15 protein-coding genes and 2 pseudogenes are annotated in these 15,136 nt (G+C 68.3%); 9 read left to right on the forward strand and 8 right to left on the reverse strand.

What is annotated here, in order from left to right; translation table 11 throughout:
- Positions 1-86 precede the first annotated feature (86 nt).
- The gene (locus DL519_RS07110; protein ID WP_223838523.1) at positions 87-3,743 is read left to right on the forward strand and encodes a DUF4132 domain-containing protein; all 3,657 of its coding nucleotides are present in this window, start codon (positions 87-89) and stop codon (positions 3,741-3,743) included.
- Positions 3,744-4,022: 279 nt separating this feature from the next.
- Positions 4,023-4,154 carry a hypothetical protein gene (locus DL519_RS48455; protein ID WP_263399590.1) on the forward strand — a complete coding sequence of 44 codons (132 nt, stop codon included), beginning with the start codon at positions 4,023-4,025 and terminating at the stop codon, positions 4,152-4,154.
- A gap of 15 nt (positions 4,155-4,169) precedes the next feature.
- Here DL519_RS48455 and DL519_RS07115 read toward each other — a convergent pair whose 3' ends face one another.
- On the reverse strand, positions 4,170-4,574 hold the full coding sequence (locus tag DL519_RS07115) for a DUF6924 domain-containing protein (RefSeq protein WP_190813402.1): 405 nt from the start codon (positions 4,572-4,574) through the stop codon (positions 4,170-4,172).
- A gap of 564 nt (positions 4,575-5,138) precedes the next feature.
- On the opposite strand from DL519_RS07115, the gene DL519_RS07120 reads away from it, so the two are divergent.
- From DL519_RS07120 to DL519_RS07135, 4 genes are all read left to right on the forward strand, one after another.
- Positions 5,139-5,366 carry a hypothetical protein gene (locus tag DL519_RS07120; RefSeq protein WP_190813403.1) on the forward strand — a complete coding sequence of 76 codons (228 nt, stop codon included), beginning with the start codon at positions 5,139-5,141 and terminating at the stop codon, positions 5,364-5,366.
- A gap of 14 nt (positions 5,367-5,380) precedes the next feature.
- Positions 5,381-6,643, forward strand: a complete 1,263-nt coding sequence (locus tag DL519_RS07125; protein ID WP_190813404.1) for a Tn3 family transposase — start codon at positions 5,381-5,383, stop codon at positions 6,641-6,643.
- 165 nt (positions 6,644-6,808) lie between these two features.
- On the forward strand, positions 6,809-7,000 hold the full coding sequence (locus tag DL519_RS07130; RefSeq protein WP_190813405.1) for a hypothetical protein: 192 nt from the start codon (positions 6,809-6,811) through the stop codon (positions 6,998-7,000).
- Positions 7,000-7,596: a recombinase family protein gene (locus DL519_RS07135; protein WP_190823817.1), complete on the forward strand. Its 597-nt coding sequence runs from the start codon at positions 7,000-7,002 to the stop codon at positions 7,594-7,596. Before DL519_RS07130 ends, DL519_RS07135 begins: the two co-directional genes overlap by 1 nt.
- Positions 7,597-7,828: 232 nt before the next feature.
- Here DL519_RS07135 and DL519_RS07140 read toward each other — a convergent pair whose 3' ends face one another.
- Positions 7,829-8,404 (reverse strand): SMI1/KNR4 family protein, encoded by a 576-nt coding sequence (locus DL519_RS07140; protein WP_190813406.1) that lies wholly within the window; start codon positions 8,402-8,404, stop codon positions 7,829-7,831.
- Positions 8,405-8,615: 211 nt separating this feature from the next.
- Between DL519_RS07140 and DL519_RS07145 the strand changes: the two genes are divergently transcribed.
- Positions 8,616-8,942, forward strand: a complete 327-nt coding sequence (locus DL519_RS07145) for a hypothetical protein (protein WP_190813407.1) — start codon at positions 8,616-8,618, stop codon at positions 8,940-8,942.
- Between the two features lie 46 nt (positions 8,943-8,988).
- On the opposite strand, the gene DL519_RS07150 is transcribed toward DL519_RS07145, so the two are convergent.
- From DL519_RS07150 to mug, 5 genes and pseudogenes are all read right to left on the reverse strand, one after another.
- Positions 8,989-9,408 carry a hypothetical protein gene (locus DL519_RS07150; RefSeq protein WP_190813408.1) on the reverse strand — a complete coding sequence of 140 codons (420 nt, stop codon included), beginning with the start codon at positions 9,406-9,408 and terminating at the stop codon, positions 8,989-8,991.
- A 474-nt stretch (positions 9,409-9,882) separates the two neighbouring features.
- Positions 9,883-10,407 (reverse strand): hypothetical protein, encoded by a 525-nt coding sequence (locus DL519_RS45815; protein ID WP_223840464.1) that lies wholly within the window; start codon positions 10,405-10,407, stop codon positions 9,883-9,885.
- Positions 10,408-10,432: 25 nt separating this feature from the next.
- Positions 10,433-10,771: pseudogene (locus DL519_RS49735) on the reverse strand (DUF4158 domain-containing protein); the annotation flags it as partial.
- 188 nt (positions 10,772-10,959) lie between these two features.
- The gene (locus DL519_RS07165; RefSeq protein WP_190813411.1) at positions 10,960-11,376 is read right to left on the reverse strand and encodes a hypothetical protein; all 417 of its coding nucleotides are present in this window, start codon (positions 11,374-11,376) and stop codon (positions 10,960-10,962) included.
- Positions 11,377-11,661: 285 nt separating this feature from the next.
- Complete coding sequence (gene mug / locus DL519_RS07170; RefSeq protein WP_190813412.1) at positions 11,662-12,249, reverse strand: G/U mismatch-specific DNA glycosylase; 588 nt, start codon at positions 12,247-12,249, stop codon at positions 11,662-11,664.
- A gap of 368 nt (positions 12,250-12,617) precedes the next feature.
- On the opposite strand from mug, the gene DL519_RS07175 reads away from it, so the two are divergent.
- A complete protein-coding gene (locus DL519_RS07175; protein ID WP_223838524.1) occupies positions 12,618-13,622 on the forward strand; it encodes a tyrosine-type recombinase/integrase in 1,005 nt (334 codons plus the stop codon).
- Positions 13,623-13,827: 205 nt separating this feature from the next.
- Here DL519_RS07175 and DL519_RS07180 read toward each other — a convergent pair.
- A pseudogene (locus DL519_RS07180) lies at positions 13,828-14,276 on the reverse strand (protein-L-isoaspartate O-methyltransferase family protein); the annotation flags it as partial.
- Positions 14,277-14,861: 585 nt separating this feature from the next.
- Between DL519_RS07180 and DL519_RS49740 the strand changes: the two are divergent.
- The gene (locus DL519_RS49740; RefSeq protein WP_190813414.1) at positions 14,862-15,134 is read left to right on the forward strand and encodes a hypothetical protein; all 273 of its coding nucleotides are present in this window, start codon (positions 14,862-14,864) and stop codon (positions 15,132-15,134) included.
- The last annotated feature ends 2 nt before the right edge of the window (positions 15,135-15,136 follow it).

The following is a 15,136-nucleotide window of genomic DNA, read 5'->3' on the forward strand; positions in this document are numbered from 1 at the left end:
GAGGCCCGTCGATCGCCCAAGTCGCGGGCGGGTTCATCAGAGGAGCGCTGACCTGGGGTCGGCGTGGGTCCGAGGAAGGGGCGGCCGTGCGGCGCTGGGAACTGGCTGCCGGGGGAGAAGACAGCCCGACCATGTTCTGGGAGGTCGGGTCGGACGGCGCGATGGTGACCGTCCGTCACGGACAGGCCGGTGCACCGGGGCGTACGCGGGTCGAGGACTACGGCTCGGCGACGGCCGCGAAGGCGTACGTGGCCGAGGCCGTGCGGGAGAAGGAACGCGAGGGGTACACGCCCGTGGGCGCCGGCCACACGCCGGGCGCCGGGGGCACCGGAAATGCCAAAGATGCTGCGACGGCACCCGACGAGGACTCCTTCGTGATGCCCGTCGCCTGGCGGCACAAGGTCCGCCCGCGCTGGGGCGGCATCGAGCGGTTCACGCACGTCCCCCACGGGGCGGCTCTCGACCACTGGGACAGGCGGCTCGCGGCGGCGACGGAGCAGTGGACCGGCACGGTCCTCGACGGGGACGTCCCGGGCGTCGACCCCGGACTCGCGGCCGCCGCACGCCGCTACCTGAAGGGGACGGCGGATCCGGTCGGCGCCGCGGTCCTGGCCGTGATCACCGACCGCGGGAAGCTGCTGTACGAAGAGGTCGTCGACGCCTGGGATCTGCGGCACGGGGGGGTCTTCGCGGCCCGTGCCACGGTTGAGCTGTTCGAGCTCGACCACGAGAGCGGCCAGGACCGGACCACCAGGCTGGCCGTCCTGCCCGAGGGCGACTCGCCGCCGCGGCAACGGCTGTGGTTGCGCCGGAGCGCCGCCGACCGGGTGCGGATGCTGCTGTCGAGGGACTGCGAGGACCAGTACCGCGAGGTGGTGGCGGCTCTGGCGGCGCACCGCGGTGGTGCCCGGCGCCGCATCGTGGTGTCGTACCTGGTGCCGAGCGAGACCGACTGGGTCGCGGAGTGCTGCGCCGACCCGGGGGAGAGCGGCCGGGAAAACCGCGTCGTACGCGCCATGCTGTTCGAGTCGCTGAACGATGAGGAGCAGTTGCGGGCTCTGCTGCGCGCGGGCGGCGTGTCCGCCTACGACGGCACGCTCTCCACCGCGGCCACCGTGGCCGAGGGCGTCGGCCCGGCCGTCGCCGCGCTGATCGCGGAGATCTGGCGGCACCGGACGCTGTCCGACGCGGGGTCGGCGGAGGAACAGGCAGGCGTCCTGGCGGAGCTGCCGACGGACGAGGCGTTCGAGCTGCTGATGTCCCACGCCGACGACAAACAGGTGCGTCCGGCGCTGTTGGAGGCGGCGCGCCGGTATCCGGTGCGCGCGGCCCGCTTGCTGGCAGGACAGGCGGCGCCCGCCCCGGCCCGCAACTCCTTCCTGCTGGGCCAGTTGCTGGCCGCCCATGTCGCCACGCACGGTGCGCTGCTGGAGTCGCGGCTCGTGGAGTTCCCGCCCCGGGCCGCCGGGGTGGTGCGGGAGCTGCTGCACCCGACCGTCGCCGACGCCCCCGCCGACGCGCTGCCCGAGCTGCTGGTGCGCCCGCCGTGGACCAGCGGGCGGACGGCGCCGAAGCCGAGAACCGTCAAGGGGCTCGTCGCCGGGGAGGAGACCCACGTACTGTGGCAGCCCGGCGAGCGCGAGGCATGGGCGGGCGCCGTCGAGGAGCCGGAGCGGCGGGCGCGACGCCGCCGTAACGAGCCGTATCCCGACGTGGCAACCCTGCGGGAGCGCTTCACCGACCTCGACAACTACCAGCTGGCCGGCCTGTTCGCCGACGGCCCGGACGCGTACCGCCCGCTGCTGGCGCAGTGGACTCCCGAGTACATGTGGCAGCCGGTCGAGAAGTTGAAGCCGGTGGCCGCCCGGTGGGAGGAGGACGCGCTGCCGCCGATGCTGCGCGCCGCGGCGCGGGAGCCCGCTGTGGCCGGGGAACTGCTCCTGCCGTACCGGCAGCGGGAGGTCGCGCGGCTGATGGCCGACTGGTTCGTGCGGCTGAAGTCCGCCGCGGTCACGGCCCGCGCCTGGTTCGCCCGGCACGGCGCGGACGCCGCCGCGCTGCTGGTGCCCGACGCGGCCGGTCCGGCGGGCGCCGCCCGCCACGGCGCCGAGCACGCGCTGCGGGCCATCGCCGCCACGCATGGCAAGGACGCCGTACTCGACGCGGTGGCCGGTCACGGCCCCAAGGCGGTCGATGCTGTCCGGGACCTGCTGTCGGCCGACGGTCTGGAGCTGGCGCTGCCGTCGAAGATGCCGCGGCCCGCCGCCTGGGCGGACCCCCGGCTGCTGCCGCGCGTGCTGCTGCGCGACCGGGCCTCGGCGCTGCCGTCGGAGTCCGTGCGCCATTTGCTGACCATGCTGGCGATCTCCCGGCCGGGCGCGGTCTATACGGGCGTGGAGATGGTGAAGGAGTCGTGCGATCCCGAGTCGCTGGCCGCCTTCGCCTGGTCCTTGTTCGAGCAGTGGCGGCTGTCCGGGATGCCGCCCGAGGAGAGCTGGACGCTGCATGCCCTGGGGTGGCTCGGCGACGACGACACGGTGCGCCGACTGACGCCGGTCCTGCGGAACTGGCCCGGCGAGGGGGCGCACCAGCGGGCCGTGCAGGGCCTGGACGTGCTGGCCACCATCGGCAGCGACGTGGCTCTGATGCATCTGCACGGGGTGTCCCAGCGGGTGAAGTTCAAGGCGCTCAAGACGCGCGCCAAGGAGAAGATCGACCAGATGGCGGCCGACCTGGGGCTGTCCGGCGAGGAACTCGCCGACCGGCTGGTGCCGGACTTCGGGCTGGACGCCGACGGCTCGACCGTCGTGGACTACGGGCCCCGGCGCTTCACCGTGGGCTTCGACGAGCAACTGCGCCCGTACGTCCAGGACCAGGGCGGCAAGCGGCGCAAGGACCTGCCCAAGCAGGACGTCCGCGACGACGCCGAGCTGGCGCCGGCGGAACGCAAGCGGTTCCTGGCCCTGAAGAAGGACGTGCGGACGGTGGCCTCGGACCAGGTGCGCCGGCTGGAGGGCGCGATGGTCGCGGGCCGCAGCTGGACGACCGGTGAGTTCCGCGAGCTGTTCGTCTCCCATCCCCTGATGTGGCATCTGGTGCGGCGGCTGGTGTGGCTGTGCGTCCCGGCCGGGGCTTCGGAGAGGGCTCTGTACGAGACCCCGGCCACCAGCGGCGCTGGTGCGGTGACGGCGTTCCGGGTGGCGGAGGACCGCACCTTCGCCGACGTACGGGACGAGGAGTTCACGCTGCCGGAGGACGCCTCGGTGCGGCTGGCGCACCCGCTCCACCTCGGCGAGGAGCTGACGGAGTGGGAGGAGCTGTTCGCAGACAACGAGATCCTGCAGCCTTTCCCACAGCTCGGCCGCGCCGTGCACCGGCTCACGGACGACGAGGCGGCCGGCGCCCGGTTGGAGCGGTTCGAGAACAACACCGTGCCGACCGCCAAACTGCTCGGCCTGCAACGGCGCGGCTGGGAGCGCGACGAGCCGATGTTCGCGGGTGTGCAGTGCTGGCTGTCCAAGCGGGTCGCGAAGGACCGCTGGATCATCGTCAGTCCGTCGGAGGGGTTCACGATCGGCGCCGTCGACGTCTCCACCGAGCAGTCGCTGGAATTCATAGGGCTGTCCGAGCAGCCCAGTGCGTGGAGCCCGCCCGGGGAGCTGTCCAGGCTCGCCTTCGCCGAACTCGACCCGGTGACCGCGTCCGAGCTGCTCGCCGACCTCACGGAGCTGGTGGCGCGGTGACGACGCACCACACCGCACCACACCGCACGGCACAGCTCGGGGACGGCGCGGCGGCACGCGACACCGCGGCCGGTACGACGCAGGAGGACGTAGCCGGTGCGTGTGTACGCCCGGCCGTCACACCTGCGACGCCCACTTCGGCGCGGGGCTCGCGGACCAGACGCCGTCGAGCGCAACTGGCCCCGCGAGATCGAACGCCACGAGGCCATCACCCGCCGGGATCCAGGAACTCCTCGCCGAGCTCGGCGAGCCCTGCGGCGGGCCGGGGGAAGGGTGTGAATGACCAGGTCAAGATCAAAACGTCCAGATAACAACTTCTTCGGCGCCATCGAGGTCGATATTGAAGGTGAGCTCGCCCAACTCGGCCCGACCGGATACCGGCCGCTGCGGGTGCGCGACACCCTCTTTTGACGCACTGCCTCAAGGTCAGAAGCCCCGGAAGATGCCGTCGTCGTCGGCGGCGGCACTGGTGAACTCGTCCCAGTCCATGTTGGCGAGGGAGATATTGTTTTCGATCGACCACAACTCCTCGGCGATGACTCGCAGCTGCTCGGTTCCTTCTTCAGCTCGGTAGATGCTGATCAACGGCTGTTCGGGGGAGGTGATGGCGAGCTTGTCAGCAACGATGAGAAGCGAATGGGGGTCAAGCAGCGCCGCGAGCTGTTCGGCGGTCACATCACGATAGGCGGGATCATCCACGAGGTGGACGTTCGCCAGAAAGCCGTCCTCGTTTGGTGTCGTAACAGCCGTCCGCAACGCTTCCCAGCTCTCCTGATCGGAGAAGTCAGTGCGGATCAGGAGAGTTTCGCCAGACTGCGGCAAGCTTTTCATGCGGAACATCCTTACATGTCTGCCGTGCCCGACACCGCACCCCGAGTAAACATCCGCTGACCAGCGGAAGCACGCGCGCGATAGGCTTCCCGTCAACGCGGTGCGCAGCTCGGACATGGTTTCCCGCCTGCCGCGAAGCGGGTCTCACACCGTCGCCAATACGCATCCGTTGCGATATGCGGCGGTCACCGAATACGCCAGAAACGGGCCGCGGCGAACGTAACCACTGATCAGGAGCGTTAGTGTCGCAGATTGCCCGGTCGATCTTGACCGAAGTGCGACCAGCCTGGACAGCGCAGGAGTGAAGCGCCTGCTGGAAGCCGTGTTGCTGGCCAGCAACGCCGAGGGCTTCTACACGGTCACTCCGGCGGCCTCCGTCAGGCCGTGAGGCCGTATCGACAGCCGCGCCGACCAGCTCCCGGTCGGCTTCGCCGAGGTGGTCCGAGCCTGGTTGCTGGTGTTGCTCGACGGCGACAGCAGAGTTAAAGCCCCCACCGTGGCAGCGATAACAGCAACTATGCGCCTCTTGAGCATGTGGAACTCCCTTACATAGGTTGCGGGCATATGCCCCCATCCATAAGCGCGATTATCAGAGCCGATCCGGGCAACGTCAGCCTGAACACCACGCGGGAGGAGATCGCCAAGCTGACCGCGATCCGCGCGATCGGCCTGCCGGCCGGTGTGTTCACCGACATCGCGCCGAAGGTGCTGGGCTCCTGGCGGGACCGGGCCGCGGTGGAGACCCCGAGCCACCTTCGAGAGGATCACCCGCAGGAGATCACGCTGACCTGACCCTACTGGCCGCGTTGCTGTACTGCCGAGCACGGGAGATCACCGACACGCTGGTGGATCTGCTGATCGCCACGGTGCACAAAATCAACGCCCGCGCCGAGCGGCGGGTGGTGGATGAGTTCGTGGCCGACCTCAAACGGGTGTCGGGCAAGGAGAACATTCTGTTTCGCATCACCGAGGCCGCCGTTGGCGACCCGGACGGAGTGGTGCGGGACGTGGTGTTCCCGGCCGCCGGTGGGGTGGGCACGCTGATGGACCTGCTGGCCGAGTACAAGACGAAGGGCAACGCGTTTCGTCAGCACAAGCAGCGAGTGTTCAAAGCCTCCTACACCAACCACTACCGGGCCGGGTTGATCGAGCTGATCGACGCGCTGGAGTTCCGCTCGCACAACACCGTGCACCGCCCGGTGCTGGACGCCCTGGAGCTGATCAAGCGGTATCGCGTGGAGACCACCCACGCCACCCAGTACTACGCGCGCGGCGAGCACGTGCCGGTCGACGGGGTGATCCCCGCTGATCTGGCCGAGCTGCTGCACCGGGTCGACAAGCGCGGCCGGTCGCGGGTGCAGCGCACCGTCTACGAGTGCGGCGTGTTCCAAACGCTGCGGGAACGGTTGCGGTGCAAGGAAATCTGGGTGGTCGGCGCCGAGAAGTGGCGCGACCCAGACGAGGACCTGCCGGCGGACTTCGAGGCCAAGCGGGCGGAGAACTACGCGGCACTGCGCAAGCCGGCCAACGCCGATACGTTTGTGGCTGAGTTACGGGAAGAGATGCACGCCGAGCTCACCGCTCTGCACGATGCCCTTCCCCGGTTGGACTGGTTGGACTTCAAGGCCAATCGCAAGCAAGGCGCGATTGTGCTGACCCCGTACGACGCCGCGCCCGAGCCGCGCAACCTGCGCCGATTGAAGCAGGCGGTACGCGCCCGGTGGGGTGTGGTGCCGCTGCTGGACATGCTGACCGAGACCGCGCTGCGCACCGGCTGCCTGGCGGCGTTCACCCCGGTGGGCACCCGCGGCGAGATTGACCCAGCGGTGCTCGCCGAACGGCTGTTGCTGCTCATCTATGCCTACGGGACCAACACCGGAGTTCGGGCGGTAGCGGCCGGCGACCACGGGCACAGCGAGGACGAGCTGCGCCGGCGCGGTCTCACCCCACTGTTCACCTCGAACATGACGCCCTACGGGGATATCCAGCTCGACACCAGCCGCCGCCTGGCCATCGGCGACATCACCGACCAGCAGCCGGCGGAACCTGCCGAATCCGCCGAGGAGTAGCAGCAGCGGCCGGGTCTCGAAACCAAGGTTCCGCGACAGCGGTGCAGGCGACTACGGACATCAACATCGCCCAGGTCACCCCGTCTCAAAATCTAACGCCGAAACGCTGTCTTGAAATGTTGCCACACGGTAAACTTATGAGACGATCCGTTAAGCGAGGAGATCATGACCGCAGAGTCCGCCATCACCGACCTGCAGACCGCCGCCCTGTGGCGACTCAAGGAAGCCAGATGGGTCGAAGCACACCGCGACAGACCACCCCGACCCGCCGCCGAGCACAGGTGGTCGCTGACTGAGACCGGTGCCCGGCTGGCGCGAGAACGTCTGACCGGTCGTACGAAGAGGACTGGTGCGTGATGGAACTCGGCTACGCCCGCGTGTCCACCACGCACCAGGACCTCGAACGCCAGCTCGACGCGCTGGGCAAGCACGGCATCCCCGACGAGCGGATCTACGCCGACAAGAAGACCGGCGCCACGATCAACCGGCCCGGCTTCACCGAACTACTGCGCTACGCCCGCGACGGCGACACCATCGTCGCGACCAACCTGGACCGGCTCGGCCGCAACCTGCGCGAATGCCTCAACGTCGTGCACGACCTGCGCGAGCAGGGGATCGGGATCAAGACGCTGAAGGACCCGATCCCGATCGACACCACCGACGACTCGCCGATGGCCGAGCTGGCCGTCGCGCTGCTGGCGTTGTTCGCGCACATGGAGCGAGTGTTCATGCGGGAACGCGCGGCGCACGCCCGCGAGGTCGCCCAGGCCAAAGGCAAACTCCCCGGCCGTCCCCGCAAGCTCGACGCCAACCAGTTGGCGGCAGCCCGGGCCGCACTGGACGCCGGCCAACCGGTCGACCAGGTCGCAACAGCGTTCGGCGTCTCCCGCGCCACTCTCTATCGCCACCTCACCGAGCAGGTTGAGGAGCAGACAGCCGCTGATCAGCAGTGATCCGCTCGTTTGCGGCTGGTGACACGATCCCTACCGACAACCTGGCAGCATCTCTCCGCAGGTCAAAGGCTCGACGGGGCCGCGGTACTACGACTGGGTCCTGGTCACCGACTCCATACCGTCGAGTGAGCCTCCGCACTCCCGCTCTATCGCTGCCGCCGCGAGTCCAGTTGGGCCCACTTGACGCCAACGGTGCGCGTGTGCTGGCCAGCCGTTGTTGTGCCTGCTCATGTCAATCGGCGTCCAATCGCTGAGCCGCATCCAACAGCAGCGCACCAAAGTTGTCGTAACGATCATCATCAGGACTGCTGCCGTCGCCAGTAAACCACTCATACGCGGCCCACTCACCGTCCTCCGCCGCGTCATCGGAATACAGCAGCCAGCAGACGCCGGGACCGCCATCGTCTCGTGCGATCAACAAGCTCCGCTCGAACATCTCGCGATCAACGTCGTCAATGCCGAAGCTCCAGGCATCCACGAGATCTGGGTCGCGTTCGGGAAGCCACCCGATCTCATCCACGTTGAGCAGATCGACATGGTCGACATAGCCAAAGCCGTTGCTAGCCATCAGGAAGTTCCGGTACGTCGGCGGCAGTCGAGTGCCGAGCCGCTCTTCAGCGGCCACGATGGCGTCCGCACTGGCCGGCTCGTAGCCGATCCATCCCTCACGTTGGACGTGACTCCTGACGAACGTTCCGGCCCCGTTCTCCTCGATCACGCGCAGCGAACTCGAGTTGTCCAGGAACTTCGAACTGTAGTGACGCAGGAACGTGCGCCACTCGGTGATGCTGAAGGGCTGAATGTCCACGTTTGAACTCCTCTGGCGAGCATGCTCCACACGGCGTGTTCTTTAAGATCAACAGGCAGGCTCCACTCCTGGACACGTCGGACAAGTCAGCCCGGGTTCATTCGGCCTCTTGCAACGATGAGTCGCAAGATACAGGCCACGACGATCAAACCGCAGGAGCGGTCTCGCCAGGGCCAGGTGGGAAGAAGTCGAGTTCCTGTTCGCCCGTGCGGTGGTCTTCGCCGAGGTCATCCTGCAGGTGGTGCCCCGCCGCAGCCACGCCACCGAGGCGGGGTCGCAGGCGATCTCCCGCGACCGGTTGGCCGTGCACGCCGGCAAGCTGACCAGCCCGGCAGGGAAACCATCCGTGCGGCGCTCGACGCCGTGCTGCGCCTGTCGCAACCAGACCCGCAGGCTCTCGCCTTGGCCGATCTCGCCGACCAGTTCGCGCGGCACGCGGAGGACTTGCAGTCCACCACGACAAGCAGGCCGACGTGCCGGGTGCGGCCTGCCCGGCTACGCGCACCGCGCGGACTCCGATGAACCGGCGGCCGTATGACCAGCATTGATCTGCTCGTTTGCGGCTGGTGACAGCCTCCTCCCCGTCACCCCGTCTCCTTGAGCATGTCCAGCAGCGGCACCAGGCCCCAGCGGGTCCGGATCTCGTTCTTGAGCTTGCGCAGGTTCTTCGGTTCCGGGTCCGCTTCCAGCGGCGACAGCGTGATCCGCCCGGCACCGCGAGCGGAGATGTTCAGCCAGTCGCAGGTCGGCAGGGCCTCCTGCAGGGCACGCAACTCGCCGGCCATCTCCGCGCGCAGCGGCTCGATGAACTCCGTCGCGTCCAGCGGCTTGGACAGTTCCGCGTAGTACTGGCGGCGCCGCTCGACGAAGTCCGACGGCAGGTCCTGCTCCGGATTGCGGAACTTGTCCGCGCCCTCGACCCAGATCTCCTTGCAGCGCAGCCGTTCTCGGAAGCGCTTTGAACAGGCACACCTCGTAGACCGTGCGCACGATCCTCGATGCACCGGGCATCGCGCGCCAGGCCAGTTCCACCCAGTCGCCTTCGACGATGCCGTCCAACGGCACGGACTCGCCCAGCGGGTAGGACTGCACGCGGGGTTCGGCGTGGCGCAGGACCAGCTCGATCCCGGCGATGACCGGGGCGTGGGTGTCGTTGTTCGACCGGAACGTCAGCGTGCGCAGCAGCTTGATCATCCCGACCCGGTAGTGGTTCGAGTACGACGCGCGCAGCTTCACCTGCACGTTGCGGCGGAACTCCGGGCTCGACGCCTTGTACTCGGCCACCACCTCCTTCAACGTCGACTCCCCGCCCGCGACCGGGTACACGACCTCACTTACGGCGCCGTCCGGGCGATTCAGCGAGGCCTCGGCCATGCGGGCGAGCAGGGCGTTCTTGTTGCGGACCTTCTTGAACGAGGCCACCATTTCTTCGGTCACCCGCCGATCCGCCCGCGCGTTGATCGTGTGCACCGTGGAGATCAAGAGTTCGACCAGTGTGTCGCCCGTGCCCGCTCCACCAGCAGCGCCGAGAGCAGTACCCACCGGGTCGTCTGGGCGAAGCCTCGGAAGTGCGATGGCGACTGGACTGCCGCGCGGGCCCGCCACCCGGACACGATCTTCGGCGCCACCCACACCAGCAGCTCATCCGGCAGCCCGAGCGCGCGGATCGTCTCCAGCTTCGCGATCTCGTCGAGCATCGTGTTCAGGCTCAACCGGCCGGGGTCGGACTTCACCCACACCAGCACATCCCGTGCCGGATCCTCCCGATCGACGGACTCCGCGAGCTCATCGGGGACACCGAACACCAGCTCGTTCAACCGGGCCGGCGTGTCCTCCGGCAGCAGCGCGGCGACCCGTTCCATCAGCCGCGCCTCGCCGCGATCCAGTGCCGAGCGCACGATCCGTTCCATCCGGCCCGCCGTCGGCGGTTCCAGGCGCCGGCCGCGCAGCCAGCCGAGCAGTTCGACGCGGACCTGTTCGGCGCGGCGCTCGACCTCGGTCACCTCGTCGACCAGCCAGTCCGTGGTCGACCAGCCAGTCCGTGGCCGCGGCCTGGTCGGCGACCGAGCACTCAGTGAACCCGAAGAACTCGCGGATCTCCGCGCGGTGCCGCTCGTGCGTCCGGCCCGTCCAGCCATAGGACGCGAGCTCGGCGGCCGGGACCCTGACCTGCTTGGCGACGAACTCGACCACCTGGTCCGGCAGCTCACGCCGACCGTGAGGGAATCGGCCCTGGCGGGCGTAGAACCGCACCAGCAGCCCAAACGCCAGCGCGTTCCGCCCCCGCTTCCCCTCGACCAGGGCGATCTCGTCGCCGAACAGGGTCCAGCGCTCGAACAGCTCGTCCTGCTCCAAGGCACGCGGCACGCGCGGAGGCTACCGCCACCACGAGAACCAACCCTGCCAGAGCCCACTCAGCCCAAATGGCGGCTCATGACACCGTCCTTAACGACCTGACGGCTGGCAACACGGCCCGCGAAACAACAGTGGCCTTGGCACCAGCGCAGGATGCAGGTCTGCGCCAGTGCCAAGGCCACCGCTTTCTCGCTCCGCTACTACCGCTTCTTCTTCGGCGGATCCTTGCGCAGCAGATCAGGACCGATGATACGACGCACCACCCGGCGAACCAGGCTGCGCTTCTTCACCGGCGCAGCCGGAGCCTGCGCGAGCGGCTTGATCCGCTCGGTCGGCGCCGCGACCGAAGCAGACGCCTGTGGCTGTGGACCCGTCATACCCGCGGCCGCAGCCGACGGGTCGGCGTTGAGCCGCTTGACGAACTCGGGCCGCTCATCGCGAATCGCGGGAATGTAGGGCTGGGTGACCTCCACCCGCGACGGGGCGTTGGCCATCGGTGGTGGTGGCACCGCCGGGCGGGCCGGGACGAACACCTCATCCAGGGGCAGCTGGCCAACGATGCGGGTAGTCGGCGGTTCCGGGTCCAGTCGCGATTGCTGGTCTTCCGACGGGACCACGGGCTGGAACCACGGTCGAGCAAGGTCGTCTTGAATAGTCATCCGTATCGACTCTGCGGGGGACAAACGGCCAATGTCACCAGATCAGGGGCTTCCTTCACCGGCGGATCAGACCCTACCGGTAACGGACAGATAAAGCACACCCCGTGTTCCCTAGCTCTCGTCCCGCGATCACGCCCAGTGCCAACGCGGCCATGCGGCGTAATCAAGATCCGCCCAGTTGCCGGAAAACCCAGTCCTGCCAGCATCGTTTGCGACAACGTCCCGCCGGCGGCCCGATCCGGGTCAGCCGCCGCTACCGCCAAGCCCCTGCTGCGGCGCCTCCTCGCCCATCGCGACCTGCCGCAACTGGCGGAACTCCGCAGCCAGGGTGCCCGTCGTCCAATGCGCGTTGAGCCCGCTGGGATTCGGCAACACCCATACCCCGGCGCCCTCGATCCAGCGGTCCTGCCGGCCCACCGTCGCCCGCCGCTCGCCGAAAGCCACCCGGTAAGCGGTGATTCCTACCACTGCCACCCATTCCGGCCGAAACCGCCGCACCTTCTCCACCAACGCCAACCCGCCGGCCCGCAACTCCTCGTCGGAGAGCTCCGCCGCCCGCGCGCTGGCCCGCGCCACGAAATTGGTGATGCCCAACCCGAAACCAGGCAACTCCGCCTGCTCGTCCGGCCGCAGCAGTCGCGGGGTGAATCCAGCGGCGTGCAACGCCGGCCAGAACCGGTTGCCCGGCCGTGCGAAGTGGAAACCCGTGGCACCCGACCACAGACCAGGATTGATCCCGCAGAACAGCACCCGCAAACCGGGGGAGAGGACGTCTGGAATCCTCGCCCCTTCCGCCGCGGCCAACTCCCGCGCGCTCGGCCGGTTCCCCACCAACTCCCACCTCCGGTCCCCGCAAACCACACAGGACTTTAACCCGGAGGCCACCACACCCCGGACCGCGATCCGACCATCTCGGTCAGCCCCGGCCGAGGTGGTCGCCCCACAAGACCGGGGGGAGCGGTCGACGTGGGTGTTCCCAAGGAGTAGCGCCGCGCCACTGCGCCCCCGCAAGCCCCAATTCGGTGCCTCCGCGCTCCCACCATCAATTTACGTGATATGAATTGAATAACGTTACAAACCAAACGAAACAAAAATTCGACGAACAGAACCGGCGGAGAGCCACCGCGCATAATCGCGCTTATGTGCGGTAAGATTGGCGCATGGAGATCATCTCGCGGTCTGGTGGCGGAGTCCGGCCGGTGGGGACGCAAACGGAACTGCTGGCCGCGACCACTCGGACCGGCCATACCATCACCGCGTTGATCTCGGCCTGGCTGGGCTCGTTCGCCGACTCCGCGGACACCCGCGCCGCCTACGCGCGCGATCTGCGTGAGTACCTGGCGTGGTGCATCCAGCGCGACCTCGACCCGCTGACGATGCGGCTGCCCGAGGTGCAGATGTACGCGGCCCAGCTGGCCGCCGTGACCAACCCCCGCACCGGGCGCCCATTCGCCGCCTCGACCCGGGCGCGCAAGCTCGCGGCGGTCTCCAGCTGGTACACCTTCCTAGTGCGAGCCGGGGCGATCGACGCCAACCCTGCTCGCGACGCCGCCCGCCCGCGCTACGACCGCCGGCATTCGACGACAGCCAGCGTGTCCGAACAACAAGCGGCGCAGATGCTGACCAGCAGCCGCGGCTATCCGCACCGCACCCTCGACCCGCAGGCAGCGACCCTGGCCATGATGCTGCTGATCGACCTGGGCATCCGGGTCTCCGAACTGTGCAACGCCGACCTGGCCGATCTCGGGCAGCGCGACGGACTTCGAGTGCTGACCGTGCGCATGAAGGGCGGCAAGATCCGTACCCGACCGATCCCGGCTCCGCTGGCCCCCGTCCTCGACGCCTACCTTCAGGCCCGCCCGTCCGGCGTCGACACGTCCGCACTGCTGGTCACCCGGAACGGCAGGCGCGTCAACCGCCACCAGGTCTACCGGCTCGTGCAGGCCCTGGCAGCCCAGGCTGGGGTGCCGATGCCCCAACGGATCACCCCGCACTCGATGCGGCACGCCTTCAACACCATCGCCCGGGAAAGGGGAGCGGCCCTGGAGGACCGCCGCGACGCCCTCGGCCACTCCTCGGCCGCGATCACACAGCTCTACGACCACGTCGCCCTGTCTCTGACCCGCGACCCGGCGCACCTCGTCGCCAGCGCAACGCACCGAACCGAACCTGAATCACCTGATTCCCAAGAGGAATCACCTTGATCATTTATGTCACGGTGACGAAAATATGATGCTCAGTCGTCGGCCCGCAGCTGCACGAATCGGGCCAGCGCAAGCACATCCACGCGCCGCAGTCCCGATTCCCGCCGTTCGAACAGCACCACCTGCTCATCGCCGCCCACACCGATGGGTGCACCAAACGCCCACCCGGGCGCAACTGCTCAACCAGCGCAGCAGGCACATCCGGTGCAGCGGCGACCAGCACCGCGTCGAACGGAGCCCGCTGGGAAATCCGCGGCTGCCATTTCCGACGACCAGCTCGACATTGCGCGCACCTTCGGCCGCCAGAACACGGCCGGCCTGCCCGGACAGATCCGCCCACCACTCGATGCTGACCACATCACCGGCCAGCCGAGCCAGCAACGCGGTCTGGAAACCCACGCCGGTGCCGACCTCAAGAACATGTTCGCCGCCGGTGAGCGCGAGACCCTCCAGCATCAGCGCCGACAACGAAGGCTGCGTCGTGACCTGGCCGTGGCCGATCAGCAGCGGCGCATCGTCGCAGGCGGCAGTACGAGCCTCCAACGGCACGAACACCTCACGTGGCGTCGCAGGCAACACCCTGAGCACGCGCTCATCGGTCACGCCCGCGTGGCGGGCCGCGCGCACGAGCTCCTCAGGTCCGGCGGGGTGCATCGAACTGCCTCCACCCGCATCATCGCCCCGCCGCGACCGCTGCAGGAGACCGATCCGCGAACCGGCCTAGCTAGGTGGCTGGTGTTTTCCGGGAAGTACCCGGCAGGTGCCTCGAACTTCGAGGCTTAGCGTGGACTGATTCGATCGGCGACCGTCTTTCCGGCCGTCTATGGCGATCTCAGCCCTGAACGATTTGTCCGGATCGGTCTTTCGATGAAAATGAGGCCGTTCGACACCAGCCACCTAGGCACCATCACGGGTGATTTTCCGATCTTCGCGTGTGCTTCGTCGGTGATTCCTTGTCGCCGGCGTCGGCGACCCGGAACACCTCGGCTGGGCAGGACCTCTCGCCGCCCGCACGCACCGCGCCCGCCAACCCTTGACCACCTACAACCTGGGAATCCGCCGCAACACCAGCGAAGACGTCATTGCTGGCTGGACGCCCGAATGCGCCCGACGACTTCCCGCCGGCTGCACGGGGATGTCGTGGTCTCCTTCGAGGTGAACGACAAGGCCAACCAGCAGGCATTCCACGCCCGCGTGTGCACCATGTTGCGTTAGTCGTATTCGAACCACTACCGGCGGATGCTGCCGTCGCTGCTGGCCGCCCTGAAATTCCGCTGCAACAAGGCAGCCTACCGGCCGATCATGCCGGCCCTGGAGCTGCTTAGCCGCAACGCCGACGTGGACGGCAAGACCCGCTTGTCGAAAGCCGCGGCGTGTGAGCTGATGCGGATCGCCTGCCGACGCAGCCGCCATTTGCTGACGCAACAACCGCTGGAAACCCCACGAGGGGCGCTGCTCGGTCGTACGCCCGTCCAACCAGGAGAAGTCCCAACCATCGACCGGGGCCGCTGACG

It is taken from the genome of Saccharopolyspora pogona, assembly GCF_014697215.1.
Lineage (GTDB): Bacteria > Actinomycetota > Actinomycetes > Mycobacteriales > Pseudonocardiaceae > Saccharopolyspora > Saccharopolyspora hattusasensis.